The organism is Pseudomonas zanjanensis (genome assembly GCF_014268745.2).
Classification (GTDB): Bacteria; Pseudomonadota; Gammaproteobacteria; order Pseudomonadales; family Pseudomonadaceae; genus Aquipseudomonas; species Aquipseudomonas zanjanensis.
This window is the reverse complement of record NZ_JABWRB020000001.1, coordinates 742,689-759,475: the sequence shown is the minus strand read 5'-3', so window position 1 is coordinate 759,475 and position 16,787 is coordinate 742,689. Positions and strand designations below refer to the sequence as shown.

15 protein-coding genes and 1 pseudogene are annotated in these 16,787 nt (G+C 61.2%); 3 read left to right on the top strand and 13 right to left on the bottom strand.

From position 1 onward, the window contains the following. Nucleotides 1–98: 98 nt before the first annotated feature. Together HU715_RS03530 and HU715_RS03525 are read right to left on the bottom strand one after the other, a co-directional pair. Nucleotides 99–860, bottom strand: coding sequence for a CHAD domain-containing protein (locus tag HU715_RS03530; RefSeq protein WP_186710807.1), 762 nt, complete (start codon nucleotides 858–860; stop codon nucleotides 99–101). 92 nt (nucleotides 861–952) lie between these two features. After that, nucleotides 953–1,243 (bottom strand): hypothetical protein, encoded by a 291-nt coding sequence (locus tag HU715_RS03525; RefSeq protein ID WP_014337256.1) that lies wholly within the window; start codon nucleotides 1,241–1,243, stop codon nucleotides 953–955. Between the two features lie 207 nt (nucleotides 1,244–1,450). Between HU715_RS03525 and HU715_RS03520 the strand changes: the two genes are divergently transcribed. Continuing rightward, nucleotides 1,451–2,488, top strand: coding sequence for a patatin-like phospholipase family protein (locus HU715_RS03520; RefSeq protein ID WP_186710805.1), 1,038 nt, complete (start codon nucleotides 1,451–1,453; stop codon nucleotides 2,486–2,488). A gap of 119 nt (nucleotides 2,489–2,607) precedes the next feature. Here the strand turns inward: HU715_RS03520 and HU715_RS03515 are convergent, their stop codons facing one another. The 6 genes from HU715_RS03515 to kdpF all read right to left on the bottom strand — a co-directional run bounded on the left by HU715_RS03515 (nucleotide 2,608) and on the right by kdpF (nucleotide 10,882). Continuing rightward, nucleotides 2,608–3,306, bottom strand: coding sequence for a response regulator (locus tag HU715_RS03515; RefSeq protein ID WP_217884305.1), 699 nt, complete (start codon nucleotides 3,304–3,306; stop codon nucleotides 2,608–2,610). 78 nt (nucleotides 3,307–3,384) lie between these two features. After that, complete coding sequence (locus HU715_RS03510) at nucleotides 3,385–6,036, bottom strand: DUF4118 domain-containing protein (protein WP_186704742.1); 2,652 nt, start codon at nucleotides 6,034–6,036, stop codon at nucleotides 3,385–3,387. 238 nt (nucleotides 6,037–6,274) lie between these two features. After that, nucleotides 6,275–6,820, bottom strand: coding sequence for a potassium-transporting ATPase subunit KdpC (kdpC, locus tag HU715_RS03505; RefSeq protein WP_186704741.1), 546 nt, complete (start codon nucleotides 6,818–6,820; stop codon nucleotides 6,275–6,277). Nucleotides 6,821–7,024: 204 nt separating this feature from the next. Then, nucleotides 7,025–9,079, bottom strand: coding sequence for a potassium-transporting ATPase subunit KdpB (kdpB, locus tag HU715_RS03500; protein WP_186704740.1), 2,055 nt, complete (start codon nucleotides 9,077–9,079; stop codon nucleotides 7,025–7,027). A 10-nt stretch (nucleotides 9,080–9,089) separates the two neighbouring features. Beyond that, nucleotides 9,090–10,784, bottom strand: a complete 1,695-nt coding sequence (kdpA, locus tag HU715_RS03495; protein ID WP_186704739.1) for a potassium-transporting ATPase subunit KdpA — start codon at nucleotides 10,782–10,784, stop codon at nucleotides 9,090–9,092. 8 nt (nucleotides 10,785–10,792) lie between these two features. Then, nucleotides 10,793–10,882: a K(+)-transporting ATPase subunit F gene (kdpF, locus tag HU715_RS03490; protein ID WP_003218754.1), complete on the bottom strand. Its 90-nt coding sequence runs from the start codon at nucleotides 10,880–10,882 to the stop codon at nucleotides 10,793–10,795. Nucleotides 10,883–11,298: 416 nt separating this feature from the next. On the opposite strand from kdpF, the gene eat reads away from it, so the two are divergent. Together eat and HU715_RS03480 are read left to right on the top strand one after the other, a co-directional pair. Then, entirely contained in the window at nucleotides 11,299–12,663 is a 1,365-nt protein-coding gene (eat, locus tag HU715_RS03485) for an ethanolamine permease (protein WP_186704738.1), read from the top strand. A gap of 120 nt (nucleotides 12,664–12,783) precedes the next feature. Further along, nucleotides 12,784–12,951 (top strand): DUF2897 family protein, encoded by a 168-nt coding sequence (locus tag HU715_RS03480; RefSeq protein WP_003183831.1) that lies wholly within the window; start codon nucleotides 12,784–12,786, stop codon nucleotides 12,949–12,951. 185 nt (nucleotides 12,952–13,136) lie between these two features. On the opposite strand, the gene HU715_RS03475 is transcribed toward HU715_RS03480, so the two are convergent. From HU715_RS03475 to HU715_RS03460, 5 genes and pseudogenes are all read right to left on the bottom strand, one after another. Then, nucleotides 13,137–13,988: an urea carboxylase-associated family protein gene (locus HU715_RS03475; RefSeq protein WP_186704737.1), complete on the bottom strand. Its 852-nt coding sequence runs from the start codon at nucleotides 13,986–13,988 to the stop codon at nucleotides 13,137–13,139. Between the two features lie 15 nt (nucleotides 13,989–14,003). Continuing rightward, the gene (locus HU715_RS03470) at nucleotides 14,004–14,657 is read right to left on the bottom strand and encodes a GntR family transcriptional regulator (RefSeq protein WP_186704736.1); all 654 of its coding nucleotides are present in this window, start codon (nucleotides 14,655–14,657) and stop codon (nucleotides 14,004–14,006) included. 142 nt (nucleotides 14,658–14,799) lie between these two features. Then, nucleotides 14,800–15,135, bottom strand: a complete 336-nt coding sequence (locus HU715_RS03465; protein WP_186704735.1) for a ComEA family DNA-binding protein — start codon at nucleotides 15,133–15,135, stop codon at nucleotides 14,800–14,802. A 114-nt stretch (nucleotides 15,136–15,249) separates the two neighbouring features. Then, nucleotides 15,250–15,395: pseudogene (locus HU715_RS27590) on the bottom strand (hypothetical protein); the annotation flags it as partial. Nucleotides 15,396–15,587: 192 nt separating this feature from the next. Further along, nucleotides 15,588–16,679, bottom strand: coding sequence for an acyltransferase family protein (locus HU715_RS03460; protein WP_186704734.1), 1,092 nt, complete (start codon nucleotides 16,677–16,679; stop codon nucleotides 15,588–15,590). Between the last annotated feature and the right edge of the window lie 108 nt (nucleotides 16,680–16,787).

Genomic DNA, 16,787 nt, shown 5'->3' with positions numbered 1-16,787 from the left:
AGCGGGCTTGCTCGCGAAGGCGGTGGGTCAGTCACAACTGTATGAACTGATCTATCGCCTTCGCGAGCAAGCCCGCTCCCACAGAGGCATGTACAGGTTCAGGATTTTTCAAAGCAACTGGCAATCAACTTGTCGAGCACCTTGTCGGACTTGGCCTCGGCCTTTTCCATCGTGGCGTGCCAGGTCGGCACGCAAGCGTGCAGATCGGTTTCTTCCTTGGCCCTGGCCAGCCATTGCCAGCAATCATGCCAGTCGCCCAGCGCGCCCTGGGCGGATTTGAGCCGGGGCATGGCCGCTTCGGGCAGACGGTCGAGTTCAGGGTAGGCTTCGATGGCGTAGCGCACGCGCTTGATCAACAGGCGCAAACGGTGGCGGTCATGGGCCGGATCGCGCAGGGCTTCGTCGAGTTTCTTCCATTGCTTGTCCAGGCGCTTTTCGATGCGTTTGCGCAAACCCTTCAGCAACCCCTCACGCTGGGCGGCGCGAATGAAGCGCGGGAACGCATCGAGGATCATCAGCAATTGGGCCAGCTCGACACTGGCGGCCACGGCGGGATAGGCATCGGCCATTTGCACCTGGCGTCGCCGCGCCGCCGCGGTCTGGCCGTGTTGCTCAAGGTAAGCCGCCAACACTTCGCGGTCACGCAACGGGGTGGTCAACGTACCGACCGCCGAAGCCGCCGTTTCCAGTTGTTCAACGCCGGGCAATCCACGCAGCGGACGCAACAAGCTGCGCAAACGGCGTACCGTGGTGCGCAGGTCATGCAGGGCTTCGCTGTCGGTGTGGGCATTCAAGCGGGCCTGACAGGCCAGCAGCCGGACTTCCAGGCCCAATATGCGGGCCACCAGCCGATCGATCATGGGCGTACTCCGTACGCAGCTTCAAGTCGGGAGCCTCAAGCCGCAAGTAAGGAGCGCGTCGCACGTTCCTTACTTATAACTTGTAGCTGTTTTTATCGTCCCGCGCGGGATTCGCGGATGTAGAAACGCGCCTTCTCGGCTTTCTTGGCGCAGCCTTCGAACGCTTCGAATTGCTGCTGGGTCTTGGCGCCGGTCAGCAGGGACAAGGCCTTGGAGTAGCTGACGGTGCCGGCAAAACCTTCGGCCTTGGCCAGGTCCAGTTCACGCCAGGCGCTGTCGAGTTGGCTGCCACAGCTGTCACGGTAAGCGGTTTTACCTGCGCAACCAGCCAGGGCCAGAACCATCAGGGATGCCACCAGGGGCAAGCAGATCCGGGCTTTCATCGATTACACCTCAAGTCAGGAAAACAGTCGTGCTGGTAAGACGGTCGCACCGGCAAAAAGTGCCAAGGCCCGACCGGGTAAATTCCAGTGTGGGAAGAATACGCAAATGCCGCGCTGGCGTATCAAATAACGACGCGTGCGCCACAATGATTGAGCCGAGCCGTCGATGAGTGCATTGTTGAAGTCTGTTCGACAAGAGGCCGGGTCATGACAAAACGTGTCGCATTGGTATTGGGTTCGGGTGGGGCCCGGGGCTATGCCCATATCGGGGTGATCGAAGAAATCGAACGGCGTGGCTACGACATTGCCTGCATCGCCGGTTGTTCCATGGGCGCTGTCGTCGGCGGGATCTATGCCGCGGGCAAGCTCAAGGATTACCGCGACTGGATCGAAAGCCTCGACTACCTGGATGTCCTGCGGCTGGTGGACGTCAGCTTTCGCCTGGGGGCGATTCGCGGTGAAAAAGTGTTCGGGCAGATCCACAAGATCGTCGGCGACATCAATATCGAGGACCTGCGCATTCCCTACACCGCCGTGGCCACCGACCTGACCAACCAGCAGGAAATCTGGTTCCAGGAAGGTTGCCTGCACCAGGCAATGCGCGCCTCGGCGGCGATTCCCAGCCTGTTCACGCCCGTGATGCAAGGCAACCGCATGTTGGTGGACGGTGGTCTGCTCAATCCGTTGCCGATTGTGCCGGTGGTGTCGAGCCACTGCGACCTGATCATCGCCGTCAACCTCAACGCCACCAACCAGAAACAGTATCGATTACCGGTGATTCCGCGCCCCGCCGCGTTCCGGCGCCGCTTCGATACCCTGGTCAGCTCACTGGGTTCGCGCCTGCCGTTTCGCCGCAAGCAGGCCGAACAACTGTTGCTGCTGGAGCAGGAAGCCTTGAAGGCCGAGGCGGCCGACATCAACCCATGGATCGACTCGGCCGAGCCCGAAGGCCAACAACCGGCTGCCGCGCCGGAGAATGAAGGCGCGCCGAAATCCGCCACCGGTTCATTCATCATCGATAACGTCGGCCCAGCCTCGTTGCTGGACTTGATCAACCAGAGTTTCGAAGTGATGCAGACCTCCCTGGCCCAGTACAAGATCGCCGGTTACCCGCCAGATGTGCTGATCAACGTGCCTAAGCGGGTGTGCCGGTTTTTCGAGTTCTACAAGGCGCCGGAATTGATCGCCCTGGGGCGGGAGATTGCCAGCGATACCCTGGATCGGTATGAGCGTGAGCAGAACTGAGCGATCTGGCTGTCAGGGCCTCTTCGCGAGCAGGCTCGCTCCCACAGGGGCAGTGTCCACCGCAGATCCTATGTGGGAGCGAGCCTGCTCGCGAAGGCGGCGGATCAGACAACACAAGATTAAAGCCCACCCTCCCCCAACAACCGATACCCCACCCCCGCCTCGGTCACGATGAACCGCGGCCGGGTCGGGTCGTCGGCCAACTTCTGGCGCAAGTGACCGACCACGATCCGCAGGTAGTGACTGTCTTCGGTGTGGGTCGGGCCCCAGATGTCCTTGAGCAGTTGTTGCTGGGTGATGACCCGCCCCGGATGCCGCGCCAGTTGCGCCAGGACGGCGTACTCCTTGCGGGTCAAGGCCACTTCGGTGTCGTCCAGCAGCACCCGTCGATAGGCCAGGTCCACCGTCAGCGGTCCGAACTTCAGCGCCGCCTCCTGGGGCTCGCCGGTCGGGGCCTGGCGCAACAGGGCGCGAATACGGGCGAGGAACTCCTGGATGCCGAACGGCTTGGTCACGTAATCGTTGGCGCCGTTGTCCAGCGCCTCGACTTTTTGCGCTTCGCTGGCCCGCACCGAGAGCACCAGCACCGGCACCGTCGACCATTGGCGAAACTCGCGCAACACCTCCTGGCCGTCCATGTCCGGCAGGCCCAGGTCGAGCACCAGCAAGTCGGGTTTGTTCAGCGCCGCTAGGGCCAGCCCTTCGGCGCCGGTGCCGGCTTCCAGCACCTTGTAGCCTTGGGAGCTCAGGCTGATGCGCAGGAATTTGCGGATCTGCGGTTCGTCATCGATGACCAAAAGGGTCGCGGTCTGGCTCATGGGGCTCGTTCATTGCAATCAAATGGAAAGGCTAGCAGGTCGCAAGCTGCTGGTAGCAAAAGAGTATCTCAGCCGGGCTCAAGCTTCATCGTCCATGCCTGGTTGCGCCTGCAACGGCAGGTGCAGCGTGATGCAGGTGCCGCGTCCGTCGAGACCTTCGGCCACGCTGATCCGCCCGCCGTGAGCGCCGACCATACCCTGACAGATCGCCAACCCCAACCCCGTGCCCTGCCCGCCCCGATCACCACGGGCGGCGGTATAGAACATGTCGAAGATTTTCTCCCGTTCCTCTTCAGGAATCCCGGGTCCTTCATCGGCCACGGCAAAAAACACCTCGCTGTCGGTCGCCCCGGCGCTCAGCAACAGGCGTCCGTGGGCCGGCGAGAAGCGCGCCGCGTTCTCCAGCACGTTCACCAGCGCCTGTTCGATCAATGCCGCATGGACATGCAACAAGGGCAATTCAACAGGCACCTCGACACTGAGCGCCAGCGGCACCAGCACCGCCCGCAGGCGGTTCAGCGCGCTGCCGACGATATCGGCCGGCGCCACCCAGTCCCGCGCCAGCTTCAGGGCGCCGTGGCCGAGACGGGTCATGTCCAACAGGTTCTGGATGTAGCGATCCAGTCGCTCGGCTTCATCGCGGGTGCCTTCGAGCAAGTCGCGACGATCGGCCAGCGGGATCGCCTCTCCCAGCGCCAGCAAGCTGTCGATGCTGCCGCGCATGGCGGTCAGCGGCGTGCGCAGGTCGTGGGACACTGAAGCCAGCAAGGCGCTGCGCAGCTGTTCGGTTTCACCATGCAGACGCGCCGCCTCCAGGTCCTGGGCCAGTTGCGCCCGCGCCAGCGCCTGGGCCAAGGGTTGACTGAGGGCCGCCAGCAAACGGCGGCGCTGGCCACTCAACGGCTTGCCTTCTTTCGGGCATACGCCCAGCAACGCCAACGGCCCGCCTTCGGCCGACAACGGCCACCACCACCAACGTCCGGAAGGCAAGGTGCCGGTGCCGGCGCCCGCCGGTTGATCGTGCTGCCACGACCAGTCGGCCGCCGCGCGCTCGGCCTCGGTGAAGGTCAACGATTCACCGCTTTCGATTTTCCAACCGCCCTGGCCGTCGCGGTTGAGCAAGCACAGTTGCAAGTCATGCCAATCGTTGAAGTGCTGCACGGCGGCGCTGATCACCGCTTGGCGGTCGGTGGCGGCCGTGAGTTTGCGGGACAGGTCGAGCAGCTCGCCGGTTTCCTGTTGGGTATCGCGCAAGGCCTGCAACTGGCGACGCTGGCGCGCGGCAAGATTGCCGGTCAGGGCCGCCATGAGCAGGAAAAACACCAGCGTCAGCACGTCTTCTTCGCGCTGGATGGTCAGGGAAAAGTTCGGCGGGATGAACAGGAAGTCATAAGCCAGGAACGACAGCGCCGCGCAGGCCAGCGCCGGGCCGAGACTGCTGCGCACCGCCACCAGCAACACCGCCATCAGGAACAACAGGGAAATATTGGGCAATGCCAACAACCCCGAGATACCCCAGGCCAATGCGCTGGCCGCCGCGGTCGCCAGCAATGCCAGCACATAATCGAACCCGGTCTGGACGGCGCCGGAACGCACCCGGGCAGGACGCGGTTGCTCATCGCTGTCCAACACGTTGATCTCCAGCCCCCGGGCATCGCGCAGCAAACGGGAAGCGAGGCCGCCGCCAAACAAGCGTCGGCGCAGACGTGGCCGGGACTGGCCCACCAGCACCAGCGTGGCGCGCCGTTCAGTGGCATGCTGGATCAGCGTCCTGGCCACTTCGCCGGCCCGCAGCAACACCACCTCGCCACCGAGGCGTTCGGCCAGTTGCTGGGCGTTCTGCAAACGCTGGCGCGAAAGTTCGTCACGGGCACTGCCGTTGTCCACATGCACCAGGCTCCACGGCAGATGCCGACGCTGGGCGACGCGGCTGGCATGGCGCACCAGGCGTTCCGCCTGCATGTCACCGTCCACGCCTACCAGCAAGCGTCCGCGCACCGCCGGCGCGGCCTGGCCCAGTTGTCGATAACCCTGGGCCAAGTCATTGTCGACCTGGGCGGCGGCCGTCTGCATCGCCAGCTCACGCAACGCGGTGAGGTTGGTCTGGGAAAAAAACGCATCGATCGCCGCCCGAGCCTGCTCCGGCACGTAGACCTTGCCATCGCGCAGGCGCTCCAGCAGCTCACGCGGCGGCAGGTCAATCAGCAGCAGTTCATCGGCTTCCTGCAGGACCCAGTCCGGCAACGTCTCGCGCACCTGCACGCCAGTGATGCCGCGTACCTGGTCGTTGAGGCTTTCCAGATGCTGGACATTGACGGTGGTGTAGACATCGATGCCCGCCGCGAGCAGGTCCTGAATGTCCTGCCAGCGTTTGGCGTGACGGCTGCCGGGCGCGTTGCTGTGGGCCAGTTCGTCCACCAGGACCAAGGTTGGCCGGGCGGCGAGCAGACCGTCGAGGTCCATTTCCTCGAGCATCACACCGCGATATTCCGAGCGCACCAACGGCTGCTGTACCAGGCCGCCGAGCAGCGCTTCGGTTTCGCTGCGACCGTGGGTCTCCACCACCCCGGCCATGACCCTCACGCCTTGGCGCAATTGGCTGTGGGCCGCTTGCAGCATGGCGTAGGTCTTGCCCACACCCGGGGCCGCGCCCAGGAAGACCTTGAGCCGGCCACGGTCGTTGCGGGGCAGATTGGCTAACAGTGCGTCGGCGCGGCCGGAGTCGCTCATGGCGTGGAAATCTCTTTCAAATATTGATCAAACACCCTGTGGGGAGCCGGACCTGTGGGAGCAAAGCTAATGGGAACTGGACCTGTGGGAGCAAAGCTTGCTCGCGATCAAGGCGACACAGTTCAACGGATGGACCGCGTTATCGTTCATCGCGAGCAAGCTTTGCTCCCACAGGCTTTGCTGCAGCAGGCTTTTGCTGCAGCAAGCTTTGCTCCCACAGGCGCCGCTCCCACAGGTTTTACAGTTTTTCCAGGGCCAGGTTCAGCGCCAACACATTCACCACAGGCGGGCCCACCAAGGGTTGCTGGATGTTGACGTCGAGCAGTTGCTGCAACGTCGAGATCGGCAGGTTGCGCGCCGCGGCGACACGCGCCAGTTGATAGGCAATCGCCGCCGGAGGCAAGTGCGGATCCAGCCCGCTGGCGGAGGTGGTCAACAGCGCCAGAGGCACCGGGCCCTGACCGGGTACCTGGAGCTTGCCGGCGGCATCGATCACCCGTGTGGCCAGGGCCGGATTGCTCGGGGAGAAATTGCTGGCGCCGCTGGCGACCGTGGCGAAGGCACCGGCCGATGGCCGTGGATGAAACCAGGCATCACCGGTGAAATCCTGGGCGATCAGCGTAGAGCCTCGGACCTTGCCGGCGGCGTCGACGATCAGGCTGCCGTTAGCCTGGGCGGGAAACGCGACTTGCGCCACGCCGGTGACCACCAACGGGTAAGCGACACCGGTGATCAGGCTCATCAGTAATAACAGGCTCAAGGCCGGGCGAATCAGAGTGGACATCTCAAAACCCTCGAATAAGAAAACAGCTGATTGGCAGGCATACCTGTTTGTGGCGAGGGAGCTTGCTCCCGCTGGGCTGCGCAGCAGCCCTGAAAATCAGCGAATGCGGTGTGCTGGGCAGATAGCATTCAGCTTCTTGGGGCTGCTTCGCAGCCCAGCGGGAGCAAGCTCCCTCGCCACAACGGCCTCACCTGCCACAACGACTCAAACCAGCCCCAACGCCGTCAGCAACATATCGATCGCCTTGATCCCCACGAACGGCACCACGATCCCGCCCAGGCCATAGATCAACAGATTGCGCCGCAACAACGCCGCCGCGCTTGCCGCTTGCACGCGCACGCCGCGCAGGGCCAGGGGGATGAGCACGACGATGATCAAGGCGTTGAAGACAATCGCCGACAAAATCGCGCTCTGCGGGCTGCTCAGGTGCATCACGTTCAACACGCCGAGCTGTGGATAAATCGAGGCGAACAGTGCCGGCAAAATGGCAAAGTATTTGGCGATGTCATTGGCGATGGAAAAAGTGGTCAGCGCCCCACGGGTCACCAGCAACTCCTTGCCGATCTGCACCACGTCCAGCAGTTTGGTCGGGTCGCTGTCGAGATCGACCATGTTGGCCGCCTCCCGCGCGGCCTGGGTGCCGTCGTTCATCGCCATGCCGACATCGGCCTGGGCCAGCGCCGGGGCGTCGTTGGCACCGTCGCCACACATGGCCACCAGCCGACCGTCATTTTGCTCGTGACGGATACGCGCCAGTTTCTTTTCCGGCGTGGCCTCCGCCAACACATCATCGACACCCGCCTCGGCGGCAATCGCCGCGGCAGTCAGCGGGTTATCGCCGGTGACCATCACCGTGCGGATCCCCAGCTTGCGCAACTCGGCGAAACGCTCGCGGATGCCCGGTTTGACCACGTCTTTGAGGTGGATGGCACCCAGCAACCGGCCGTCCACACACACCAGCAGCGGCGTGCCGCCACTCTGGGCGATCTTGTCGACCTCCCGCGCCAGTGCCGACGGCAACTCATTGCGTGCAAGGCCGATGAAATCCAGCAAGGAATCCACGGCGCCCTTGCGGTAGATGCGGCCCTGATAGTCGACCCCGGACAAACGGGTTTCGGCACTGAACGGCACAGCCGTCAGCGCGTCGATGCCAGGCTCGGGCTGTGGTTGCAAACCGCGCAGGTACTCGACGATGGACTTGCCCTCGGCCGTGTCATCGGCCAACGAGGCGAACAGCGCGCCTTCGGCCAGTTCCTTGGCGCTCACACCGGCAGCGGCATAGACCGCCGTGCAGCGACGATTGCCAAAGGTGATGGTGCCGGTCTTGTCCAGCATCAACACATGCACATCCCCCGCCGCCTCGACCGCGCGGCCGGATTTGGCGATCACGTTCAGGCGCACCAAGCGGTCCATCCCGGCGATGCCGATGGCCGACAGCAACCCCCCGATGGTGGTGGGAATCAAGGTGACCAGCAGGGCCACCAGAAACACCAGCGGCAGGCTGGCGTTGGCGAAATGGGCAAACGGTTGCAGCGTCACCACCACCAACAGGAAGATCAGCGTCAGGCCGATCAACAGGATATCCAGCGCCACTTCGTTTGGGGTTTTCTGGCGCTTGGCACCTTCCACCAAAGCGATCATGCGGTCGAGAGTGGACTCACCAGGATTGCTGGTGATGCGTATTAGCAGCCAGTCGGAAACCAGCCGCGTATTGCCGGTGACGGCCGAGCGATCACCGCCGGATTCACGGATGACCGGTGCCGACTCGCCAGTGATCGCCGCCTCATTGACCGCGGCGATGCCTTCGATCACTTCACCGTCGCCGGGGATCATGTCGCCGGCCTCGACGCGCACCACATCGCCTTTGCGCAGACGGGTGGCGGGGATGATTTCAAAGCCGCTGGCGGTCTGGCGACGGGCGTTGAGGCCTTCGCTGCCGGCCTTCAAGCTGTCGGCCCGGGCCTTGCCCCGCCCTTCGGCCAAGGCTTCGGCGAAGTTGGCGAACAGCACCGTGAACCACAACCACAGGGCGATTTGCGCGGCGACGAAGGTCGGCACGGCGCTGTCGGGGATGAAGCACAACACGGTGGTGAGGATCGCGGTCAGCTCCACCACCAGCATCACTGGTGCACGGTGCAACTGGCGAGGATCGAGCTTGACGAAGGCTTGCACCAACGCCGGGCGCCAGAGGGCCGACAGGTGAGTCTTGGGTTGCTCCGGCGCCTTGGCGGCGATGGTTTTGCTCATTGGCATATTCATCATCAAGTCCTCAGAAGCCCATGCTCAGGTGCTCGGCAATCGGCCCCAGCGCCAAGGTCGGCAGGAAGGTCAAGCCGCCGACCAGCAGGATGGTCACGGTCAACAGGGTCACGAACAGCGGGCCGTGGGTGGGAAAGCTGTTCTGGCCAATCGGCGCGGTCTTCTTCAAGGCCAGGCTGCCGGCCAACGCCAGCACCGGCAGGATGTAGCCGAACCGGCCGATCAGCATGCCCAGGCCCAGCATCAGGTTGTGGAAGGGTGTATTGGCACCGAACCCGGCGAATGCCGAACCGTTGTTCGCCCCCGCCGAGGTGTAGGCGTACAACAACTGGCTGAAACCATGGGCGCCAGGGTTGCTCACCGCCGCGGCCGGCCCGGGCAGGCTGGCGGCGACAGCCCCCAGCACCAGCACGCTGACGGGCATCACCAGCAGCGTTGCGACCAACAGTTGCACCTCTCGGGCGCCCAGCTTCTTGCCCAGGTATTCCGGGGTGCGACCGATCATCAAGCCGGCCAGGAACACCGCGATCAGCACGTTCAACAGCATCCCGTAGAGCCCGGCCCCGACGCCGCCGAAGATCACCTCGCCGACCATCATGTTCACCAGCGACACCATGCCACTGAGCGGGTTGAGGCTGTCGTGCATGCCGTTGACCGAGCCGTTGGACGCGGCCGTGGTGGTCACCGACCACAGCACGGTGGCGGTGGTACCGAAGCGGGTTTCCTTGCCTTCCAGCGGTGCGGTTTGTTCGACGGCCGGGTTGTCCAGGGCCGGGTTGGGCTGGTATTCGGCCCACAGTGACGTGGCGCCGCCGATCAGGAACAGCGCCAACATGCAGGCGATGATCGCGCGGCTCTGGCGCAGGTCCTTGACGTAATGACCGAAGGTGAACACTAGCGCGGCAGGAATCAGGATGATCGAAGCGACTTCGAACAGGTTGCTCCAGGCCGTCGGGTTTTCGAAGGGGTGCGCCGAGTTGACGCCGAAGAAACCGCCGCCGTTGGTACCCAGTTGCTTGATGGCGATCTGGCTGGCGGCCGGCCCTAGCGGGATGACCTGGTCGGCACCCTGCAGCGTGAGCCCATGCACATAGTGGGCGAAGGTCTGCGGCACGCCCTGCCAGACCAGGAGTAACGCCAGCAGCAGGCACAGCGGCAACAGTCCATAGAGGGTGGCGCGGGTCATGTCGACCCAGAAGTTACCCAGCGTCGTGGCGGACTTGCGCCCGATGCCGCGACACAGCGCCACCAGCACGGCCAGGCCGGTGGCGGCGCTGACAAAGTTCTGCACGGTCAGGCCGACCATCTGGCTCAGGTAGCTCAGGGACGCTTCACCGCTGTAGGACTGCCAGTTGGTGTTGGTCATGAAGCTCACGGCCGTGTTGAAAGCCTGGGTCCACTCCATGCCGGGCAGTTGGTCGGTATTGAGGGGTAAATATCCCTGCAGCAGCAGAATCGCAAACAGCAAGACAAAACCCGCCAGGTTGAACGCGAGCAAGGCCAGGGTGTATTTCTGCCAGCTCTGCTCAACGGTGGCGTCGACACCGGCCAGGCGATAGCAACCGCGCTCCACCGGGCTGAGAATCGGCGAAAGCCACGTACGCTGGCCTTCCATCACTCGGTAATAAAACCGCCCCAGGAACGGCGCCGGAACCAGCACCAGGGCGAAAAAGGCGAGGATCAGCCCGAAGTCATAACCGTGCATAACCGCTCCTAGTTCCGATCGGCGCGCAACAGCGCAACCAGCAGATAAATGAACAGCGCCACTGCCAGCAGCAGCGACACCCCGTCCAGAACACTCATGGGATTTCTCCGTGATACGGCGTCGTGCCGTGTGGGGAGTGATTGTCTGCAGGGAGGCTGTAAAGGAGCGAGATCGAGAGCGGGATTGGGGGATAAAGAATCTGTAAAGAATGTATTTATCGCGTTGTTATGGCGGTGATCGGGAGGGCCTCTTCGCGAGCAAGCCCGCTCCCACAAGGATTTGTGGTGTGCATGAAATCGACTGTTCACCGCAAGTCCAGTGTGGGAGCGGGCTTGCTCGCGAAGGCGGCATCATCAGCGCCAACGCCCTCAACTGGCGCACAACAGGGGCACATAAAGCAGCGAACATCCCCGATACGACACGATTCCACCCATTACGACCGCCCCCGCCAGCCTGGCACGCCCGCTGCACAGTCCTCCCTAGCGCTTTTGCTATGGATCGAGGGGAGCCACCGATGAACACACAACTCAAACCCACCCTGGGCACCCTGCATTTATGGGGCATTGCCGTCGGCCTGGTGATTTCCGGCGAGTATTTCGGCTGGAGCTACGGCTGGGGCGTGGCCGGGACACTGGGCTTTTTGGTGACGTCCTTCATGGTGGCGGCCATGTACACCTGCTTCATTTTCAGCTTCACCGAACTGACCACCGCCATTCCCCATGCCGGCGGGCCGTTTGCCTACAGCCGTCGCGCCTTCGGCGAGAAAGGCGGATTGATTGCCGGGCTGGCAACACTGATCGAATTCGTCTTCGCCCCGCCGGCGATTGCCCTGGCCATCGGCGCCTACCTGAACGTGCAATTCCCAGCGCTGGACCCAAAACACGCCGCCGTCGGCGCCTATATCGTGTTCATGGGCCTGAACATCCTCGGGGTCAAACTGGCCGCGACGTTCGAGTTGGTTGTCTGCGTACTGGCGGTGGCCGAACTGCTGGTGTTCATGGGCGTCGTGGCCCCGGCGTTCAGTTTCAGCAGCTTCGCCCTCAACGGCTGGGCCGGCTCCGATGTGTTCGGCGCACCGGCCATCGCCGGGATGTTCGCCGCGATCCCCTTCGCCATCTGGTTCTTCCTCGCCATCGAAGGCGCGGCCATGGCCGCCGAAGAAGCCAAGGACCCGAAACGCACGATTCCCAAGGCCTACATCAGCGGCATCCTGACCCTGGTGTTCCTGGCCATGGGCGTCATGTTCATGGCCGGCGGCGTCGGCGATTGGCGTACCCTGTCGAACATCAACGATCCCCTGCCCCAAGCCATGAAAACCGTGGTCGGCGAAAGCTCCGGCTGGCTGCACATGCTGGTGTGGATCGGCCTGTTCGGCCTGGTGGCGAGTTTCCACGGCATCATCCTCGGCTACTCACGGCAGTTCTTCGCCCTGGCCCGCGCCGGCTACCTGCCCGCCTCCCTGGCCAAACTGTCACGTTTCCAGACCCCGCACCGGGCGATCATCGCCGGCGGACTGATCGGCATTGCCGCAATCTACAGCGACGGCCTGATCAACCTCGGCGGCATGACCCTCACCGCCGCGATGATCACCATGGCCGTGTTCGGTGCCATCGTCATGTACATCATGAGCATGCTCAGCCTGTTCAAGCTGCGCAAAACCGAACCCAACCTGGAACGTACTTTCCGCGCACCGGGTTACCCGATCGTGCCGGGGATCGCCCTGGTGCTGGCGGTGGTGTGCCTGGTGGCGATGGCCTGGTTCAACGCGTTGATCGGGCTGATCTTCCTTGGCTTCATGGCGGTGGGCTTTGTCTACTTCGTCCTCACCGCACAACTGCGTGCGGATGCTCCCGCCGATGCGATGCTGACCGGGCTGTGAGGTGAAGCCGGCAGAACGGGCGTAGTATTGAACCACTGCGAACAACATTCGCTCATAAGTGGTAAGTGCGATGGATTGGCGAAACGTTCGTCTGTCCATCGCGCCCTCAAGGAGAGCCCTATGCCCTGGTATGCCTGGTTGATTCTGATTGTCGCAATCGGCTCGATCGTGGGAGGCCTGATGATGCTGCGCGACACGGCCAACAAAGTCGAACTCACGGACGAACAGCGCAAGCGTGTTGCCGAGCGCAATGCGGAAATGGATGCCAAAGAAGCCAAGGACCGTTGATTACCTGGCTTGCTTAGTGCTTTTGTGGCGAGGGAGCTTGCTCCCGCTGGGGCGCGAAGCGGCCCTAACCCTGCTGGCGCGGAGTGTCAGGCTAAATCGAGTTTTGGCCGCTGGGGCTGCTGCGCAGCCCAGCGGGAGCAAGCTCCCTCGCCACACAAGCAGGCACCCGATAGCAAAACGCGGTGCTATTTTTCCCAATCCGCCTTGGCAATATGCAAGCCATGCAGCCCCTTGTACGCGGCCCGCTCAGGCTGGCTCCAGTCCTCCAGCAATGAATCCTCCAACCGATAGATCTCCACACCCAGCGGGCGGCAGACGCTGAGAGGATCCTGCGCGTCCGGCCCCCACATCGCCAGCGACAGGTCACCACCCGGGCAGGTGGACAAGGCACACAACAAATCGATCTCGGCAAAAAACTCCAGGTAATCACCCTTCTGCGCCGGACAGGCCTTCATGAAGTACATGTCGTCATGATTGAGCCCTGTGCACTGGAAAATATTCAGCACATCATGCACGTCGAACTCAGTCAGGCCGTGGGGCAACACCGCACGGGTCAGGTTCGAATGGCAGTGATGATGGAAATCCTCCCCGGTCAGCATCTTGTTTACATAGGGATCACAGCGCGTACCCAGCAGATCATGCAATCGTCCACCATGCTCATCGATGCCGTAGCCGGCCAGGCTGTCGTCGGTGATGGTCACCAACGGCCGCAGGAATGGCAGGTTCGACCACAACCGATCATGGGTGCTGACATGAGCGCCCTGAAGCTGACGGGTGCGCGCCGCCCAGAGGCGCTCCCGCGGGTCATGGGCATTCCAGACGTTGAAGTCCCCCACTTGCGGCCCTACTGGGGTGGTGACGCGGAACACGTGACCGGCGGGTACGTGCCAGGCGCGGCCAGTGCGGATGGGCACTTCGAACTGCTCGATCAGGCTGCGTTTGTCCTGCTGGGTGCGGATACGGTCGTAGAAGGGTTTGTCCACCTGCAGGGCTGAACCTTTGCTGACCTGGTAGGCGGCTGGGTAGTCTTTGTACATGGCGCGGGTCCTTGATCAGGGGTGATGGGTGGGAGCCAGCATCTGCAAAAGCAGTTGCTCGGAATCATCGAGATAAAGGCTCATCGCTTCGTGAGCCGCCGACTTGTCGCCTTCGGCCAGCCAATCATGAATGCGCCGGTCACGGGCCAGCCACGGCGCCTGAAAACGTGCCTCATCGGGTGCGGAGCTAAACACCAGGCGCAGTTGTGCGACCACATTAGTGAAGAACTCATCCAGCAACGGACTGCGCATCAAACCAACGATGTGCTGATGGAACGCCAGGCCATGAGTACCGACCGAACGCCAGTCCTCACGCTCCCGAGCCAGATCCGCCGCCTCGAGTGTTTCGAGCATCCGGTCTGACTGATACTCGCGTAATGGTTGGCTGCCTAGGATGGCCTGAAGCTCCAAGGTGCGACGGACCTTGAACAGATCTCGCACGTCATCGACACCGAGCCTGCGGACCATTACCCCTTTGTTGCGCACGTAACGGGTCAGGCCTTCCTGGCCCAGGCGGTGTAACGCTTCGCGGATGGTATTGCGCGAAGCGTTGTAGGCCGATACCAGGCTGTTCTCTACCAACGCCATGCCTGGCAGCAGGCGGCCGCCAATGATGTCGGCGCGTAGCTCCAGAGTGATCTGGTCGGCGAGGGAGAGAGTGTTGGTCATGGATGAAGGCCTTGGATTGTTGAACAATCGATTGGCTGTAGATAATCATTATTTATGCCAACCACGGAAAAGCCTTCGGAATTTGCAAACACCAGCTGGCGAAAAGGCCAGTCTATTCGACCGGCCTCTTTCAATTACAAACTCAATTCACTTCCAGCTTGTCACGGTTCCTGTCGAGAATCGACTTGCCGATCCCCTTGACCTCCAGCAACTCCTCTATTGAAGAGAACGGCCCATTACTCTCCCGATACGCAACAATCGCTTCGGCTTTGCCCTTCCCTATGCCTGACAGCTCGCGCTGCAACGTTGCAGCATCCGCCCCGTTTAAATCCACCTTGGCGCCCTGGGTTTTGGCTGGCTGCTCCACGGCCTGAGACGTGGCGACCGACTCGGGTTTGACCACTGGGGCAGCGATAGCAGCAATCGAGGCGCTGGTCAGAAGGGCAAAAATCAAAGAGTAGAAGTAGCCTGTACGCATAAATGACGCTCCATGACATCGTTAAGAGAGAAGCAGCTTTTCCGAAGCTGCCTCTCAAACTTAGGCGATGATGTGTCGCTGTCAAAAATGTGTACGTTACGGCGTGTGTAATAATCAGGGTTCGAGACGGCGTTGCTGGTAGATCCAGTCGACAATCTCACCGTCCGGAGCGTAACCACTGACGGTATCGCGAAGCAGTTGACGGTCTCTGGTGGTCAATCATCCCGCTCGATGGCGATCAGCAATTCCGCCAGCTTGAATGGCGTCGTCATGCAATGCTCCAGTAGATCAAGTCACGCAAGAACCGCATAGCGTCCAAGAAGGTCCGCAGCATCCACTTCCTGGATGTCATCAACTTCGAGCCGGTCATTCGCCAAGTCCTGAACTCCGGGACGTCGAACCTTCGAGCACCGCCTAAATCCACTACCGAAGCATAGGGTCAGGCGATGATGTCATTTCGGCCGGTATGATTTCAATCGCTCAAAACCTCCCGTAAACAGCACCGCAATTTTATTACTACTGTGGTCTAGAACGCGTCTTAGTTGCCGCGCCATAGCCCTTTCAAACACAACATGAATAAACAGGGACATGGCAATCATAAGTGCCATTGTCCCCCATAGTAACAAATGCGGATTGACAGCCGGATAGAGTGCGTTAAAGACCATAAAGCCAACATTTTGATGAAGCAAATAGAGTGGATATGTAATTATGCCCAGCACCACCCATCTCCGCCCCGCCACCCACCCCATCTTCTTTTTGGCAACCAAACCCATGACTACATAACAGATAAAAATTATCGTAGCCACTATAAAAGCGTTAAAGTCAACGTGATAGTGGCGCTCCAACCTAGGCAGCATATTAACACCTTGATAAATAGCGAACGCACACGAGCTGATTATCGTCGCCCATCTCAACTTCGAAGCGCCGCTCAGCCACACGTGATAAAACATGGCCCCGGCAATAAAGTAAGTTGAGTATTCGGTAATGAAAAACCTCCGCCACCCTCTGGCATCGGTGAATTCAAGCGCTACGGACAACACGAGCCAAACACACAGTAGCGCCTCTATTCGATGAAGTTTTCGAAAAAGCATAACGAGCGCTATCAGGAAATAAAAACGGATCTCGATAAACAACGACCAATACACGCCGTCAATTGGACGAATATCGAAAAAATCGCCCATCAGCGTCAAGTTGCCAAGGTACTGAGGAACTGTCGCAGAAAAACGATCCCCACCCAAAGCAAGCGTCACCACAAACGTTATTGAGCAACACACCCAGAACGCCGGATAAAGGCGGACCGCCCGCGATATCAAAAATTTCCTGAAACCCTCCCCCCCGGCGGTCATCATGATGACAAAACCGCTGATCATGAAAAACAGCTCTACACCCAAATAACCATATTTTGCTACAGGTGCTAATAACGGATAAGGCAGGAGCGACCTGTCATCGGCGGCGTAGCCCCGAAATGTATAATGAAAAAAAACGACCGACATAGCAGCTATGAACCGGAGCAGATCTATCTCATTAATTCGCTTTTGGTTCATTTGCCGCCGTTACCTTTCATTTTTAAAACGCGCATGATACCGAGATCTCTGTTTTTATAGAATCTTTTTGAGTTAGAAGGCCAGCCACAGACTCCCGCACCCTGCATC

Coding starts and splice junctions, on each gene's coding strand:
- HU715_RS03510 (WP_186704742.1), bottom strand. CDS start 6,036: ATGAGCGACTCCGGCCGCGCCGACGCACTGTTAGCCAATCTGCCCCGC.
- HU715_RS03475 (WP_186704737.1), bottom strand. CDS start 13,988: ATGTACAAAGACTACCCAGCCGCCTACCAGGTCAGCAAAGGTTCAGCC.
- kdpC (WP_186704741.1), bottom strand. CDS start 6,820: ATGTCCACTCTGATTCGCCCGGCCTTGAGCCTGTTATTACTGATGAGC.
- kdpA (WP_186704739.1), bottom strand. CDS start 10,784: ATGCACGGTTATGACTTCGGGCTGATCCTCGCCTTTTTCGCCCTGGTG.
- HU715_RS03525 (WP_014337256.1), bottom strand. CDS start 1,243: ATGAAAGCCCGGATCTGCTTGCCCCTGGTGGCATCCCTGATGGTTCTG.
- HU715_RS03520 (WP_186710805.1), top strand. CDS start 1,451: ATGACAAAACGTGTCGCATTGGTATTGGGTTCGGGTGGGGCCCGGGGC.
- kdpF (WP_003218754.1), bottom strand. CDS start 10,882: ATGAGTGTTCTGGACGGGGTGTCGCTGCTGCTGGCAGTGGCGCTGTTC.
- HU715_RS03515 (WP_217884305.1), bottom strand. CDS start 3,306: ATGAGCCAGACCGCGACCCTTTTGGTCATCGATGACGAACCGCAGATC.
- eat (WP_186704738.1), top strand. CDS start 11,299: ATGAACACACAACTCAAACCCACCCTGGGCACCCTGCATTTATGGGGC.
- HU715_RS03470 (WP_186704736.1), bottom strand. CDS start 14,657: ATGACCAACACTCTCTCCCTCGCCGACCAGATCACTCTGGAGCTACGC.
- HU715_RS03465 (WP_186704735.1), bottom strand. CDS start 15,135: ATGCGTACAGGCTACTTCTACTCTTTGATTTTTGCCCTTCTGACCAGC.
- HU715_RS03530 (WP_186710807.1), bottom strand. CDS start 860: ATGATCGATCGGCTGGTGGCCCGCATATTGGGCCTGGAAGTCCGGCTG.
- HU715_RS03460 (WP_186704734.1), bottom strand. CDS start 16,679: ATGAACCAAAAGCGAATTAATGAGATAGATCTGCTCCGGTTCATAGCT.
- kdpB (WP_186704740.1), bottom strand. CDS start 9,079: ATGAATATGCCAATGAGCAAAACCATCGCCGCCAAGGCGCCGGAGCAA.
- HU715_RS03480 (WP_003183831.1), top strand. CDS start 12,784: ATGCCCTGGTATGCCTGGTTGATTCTGATTGTCGCAATCGGCTCGATC.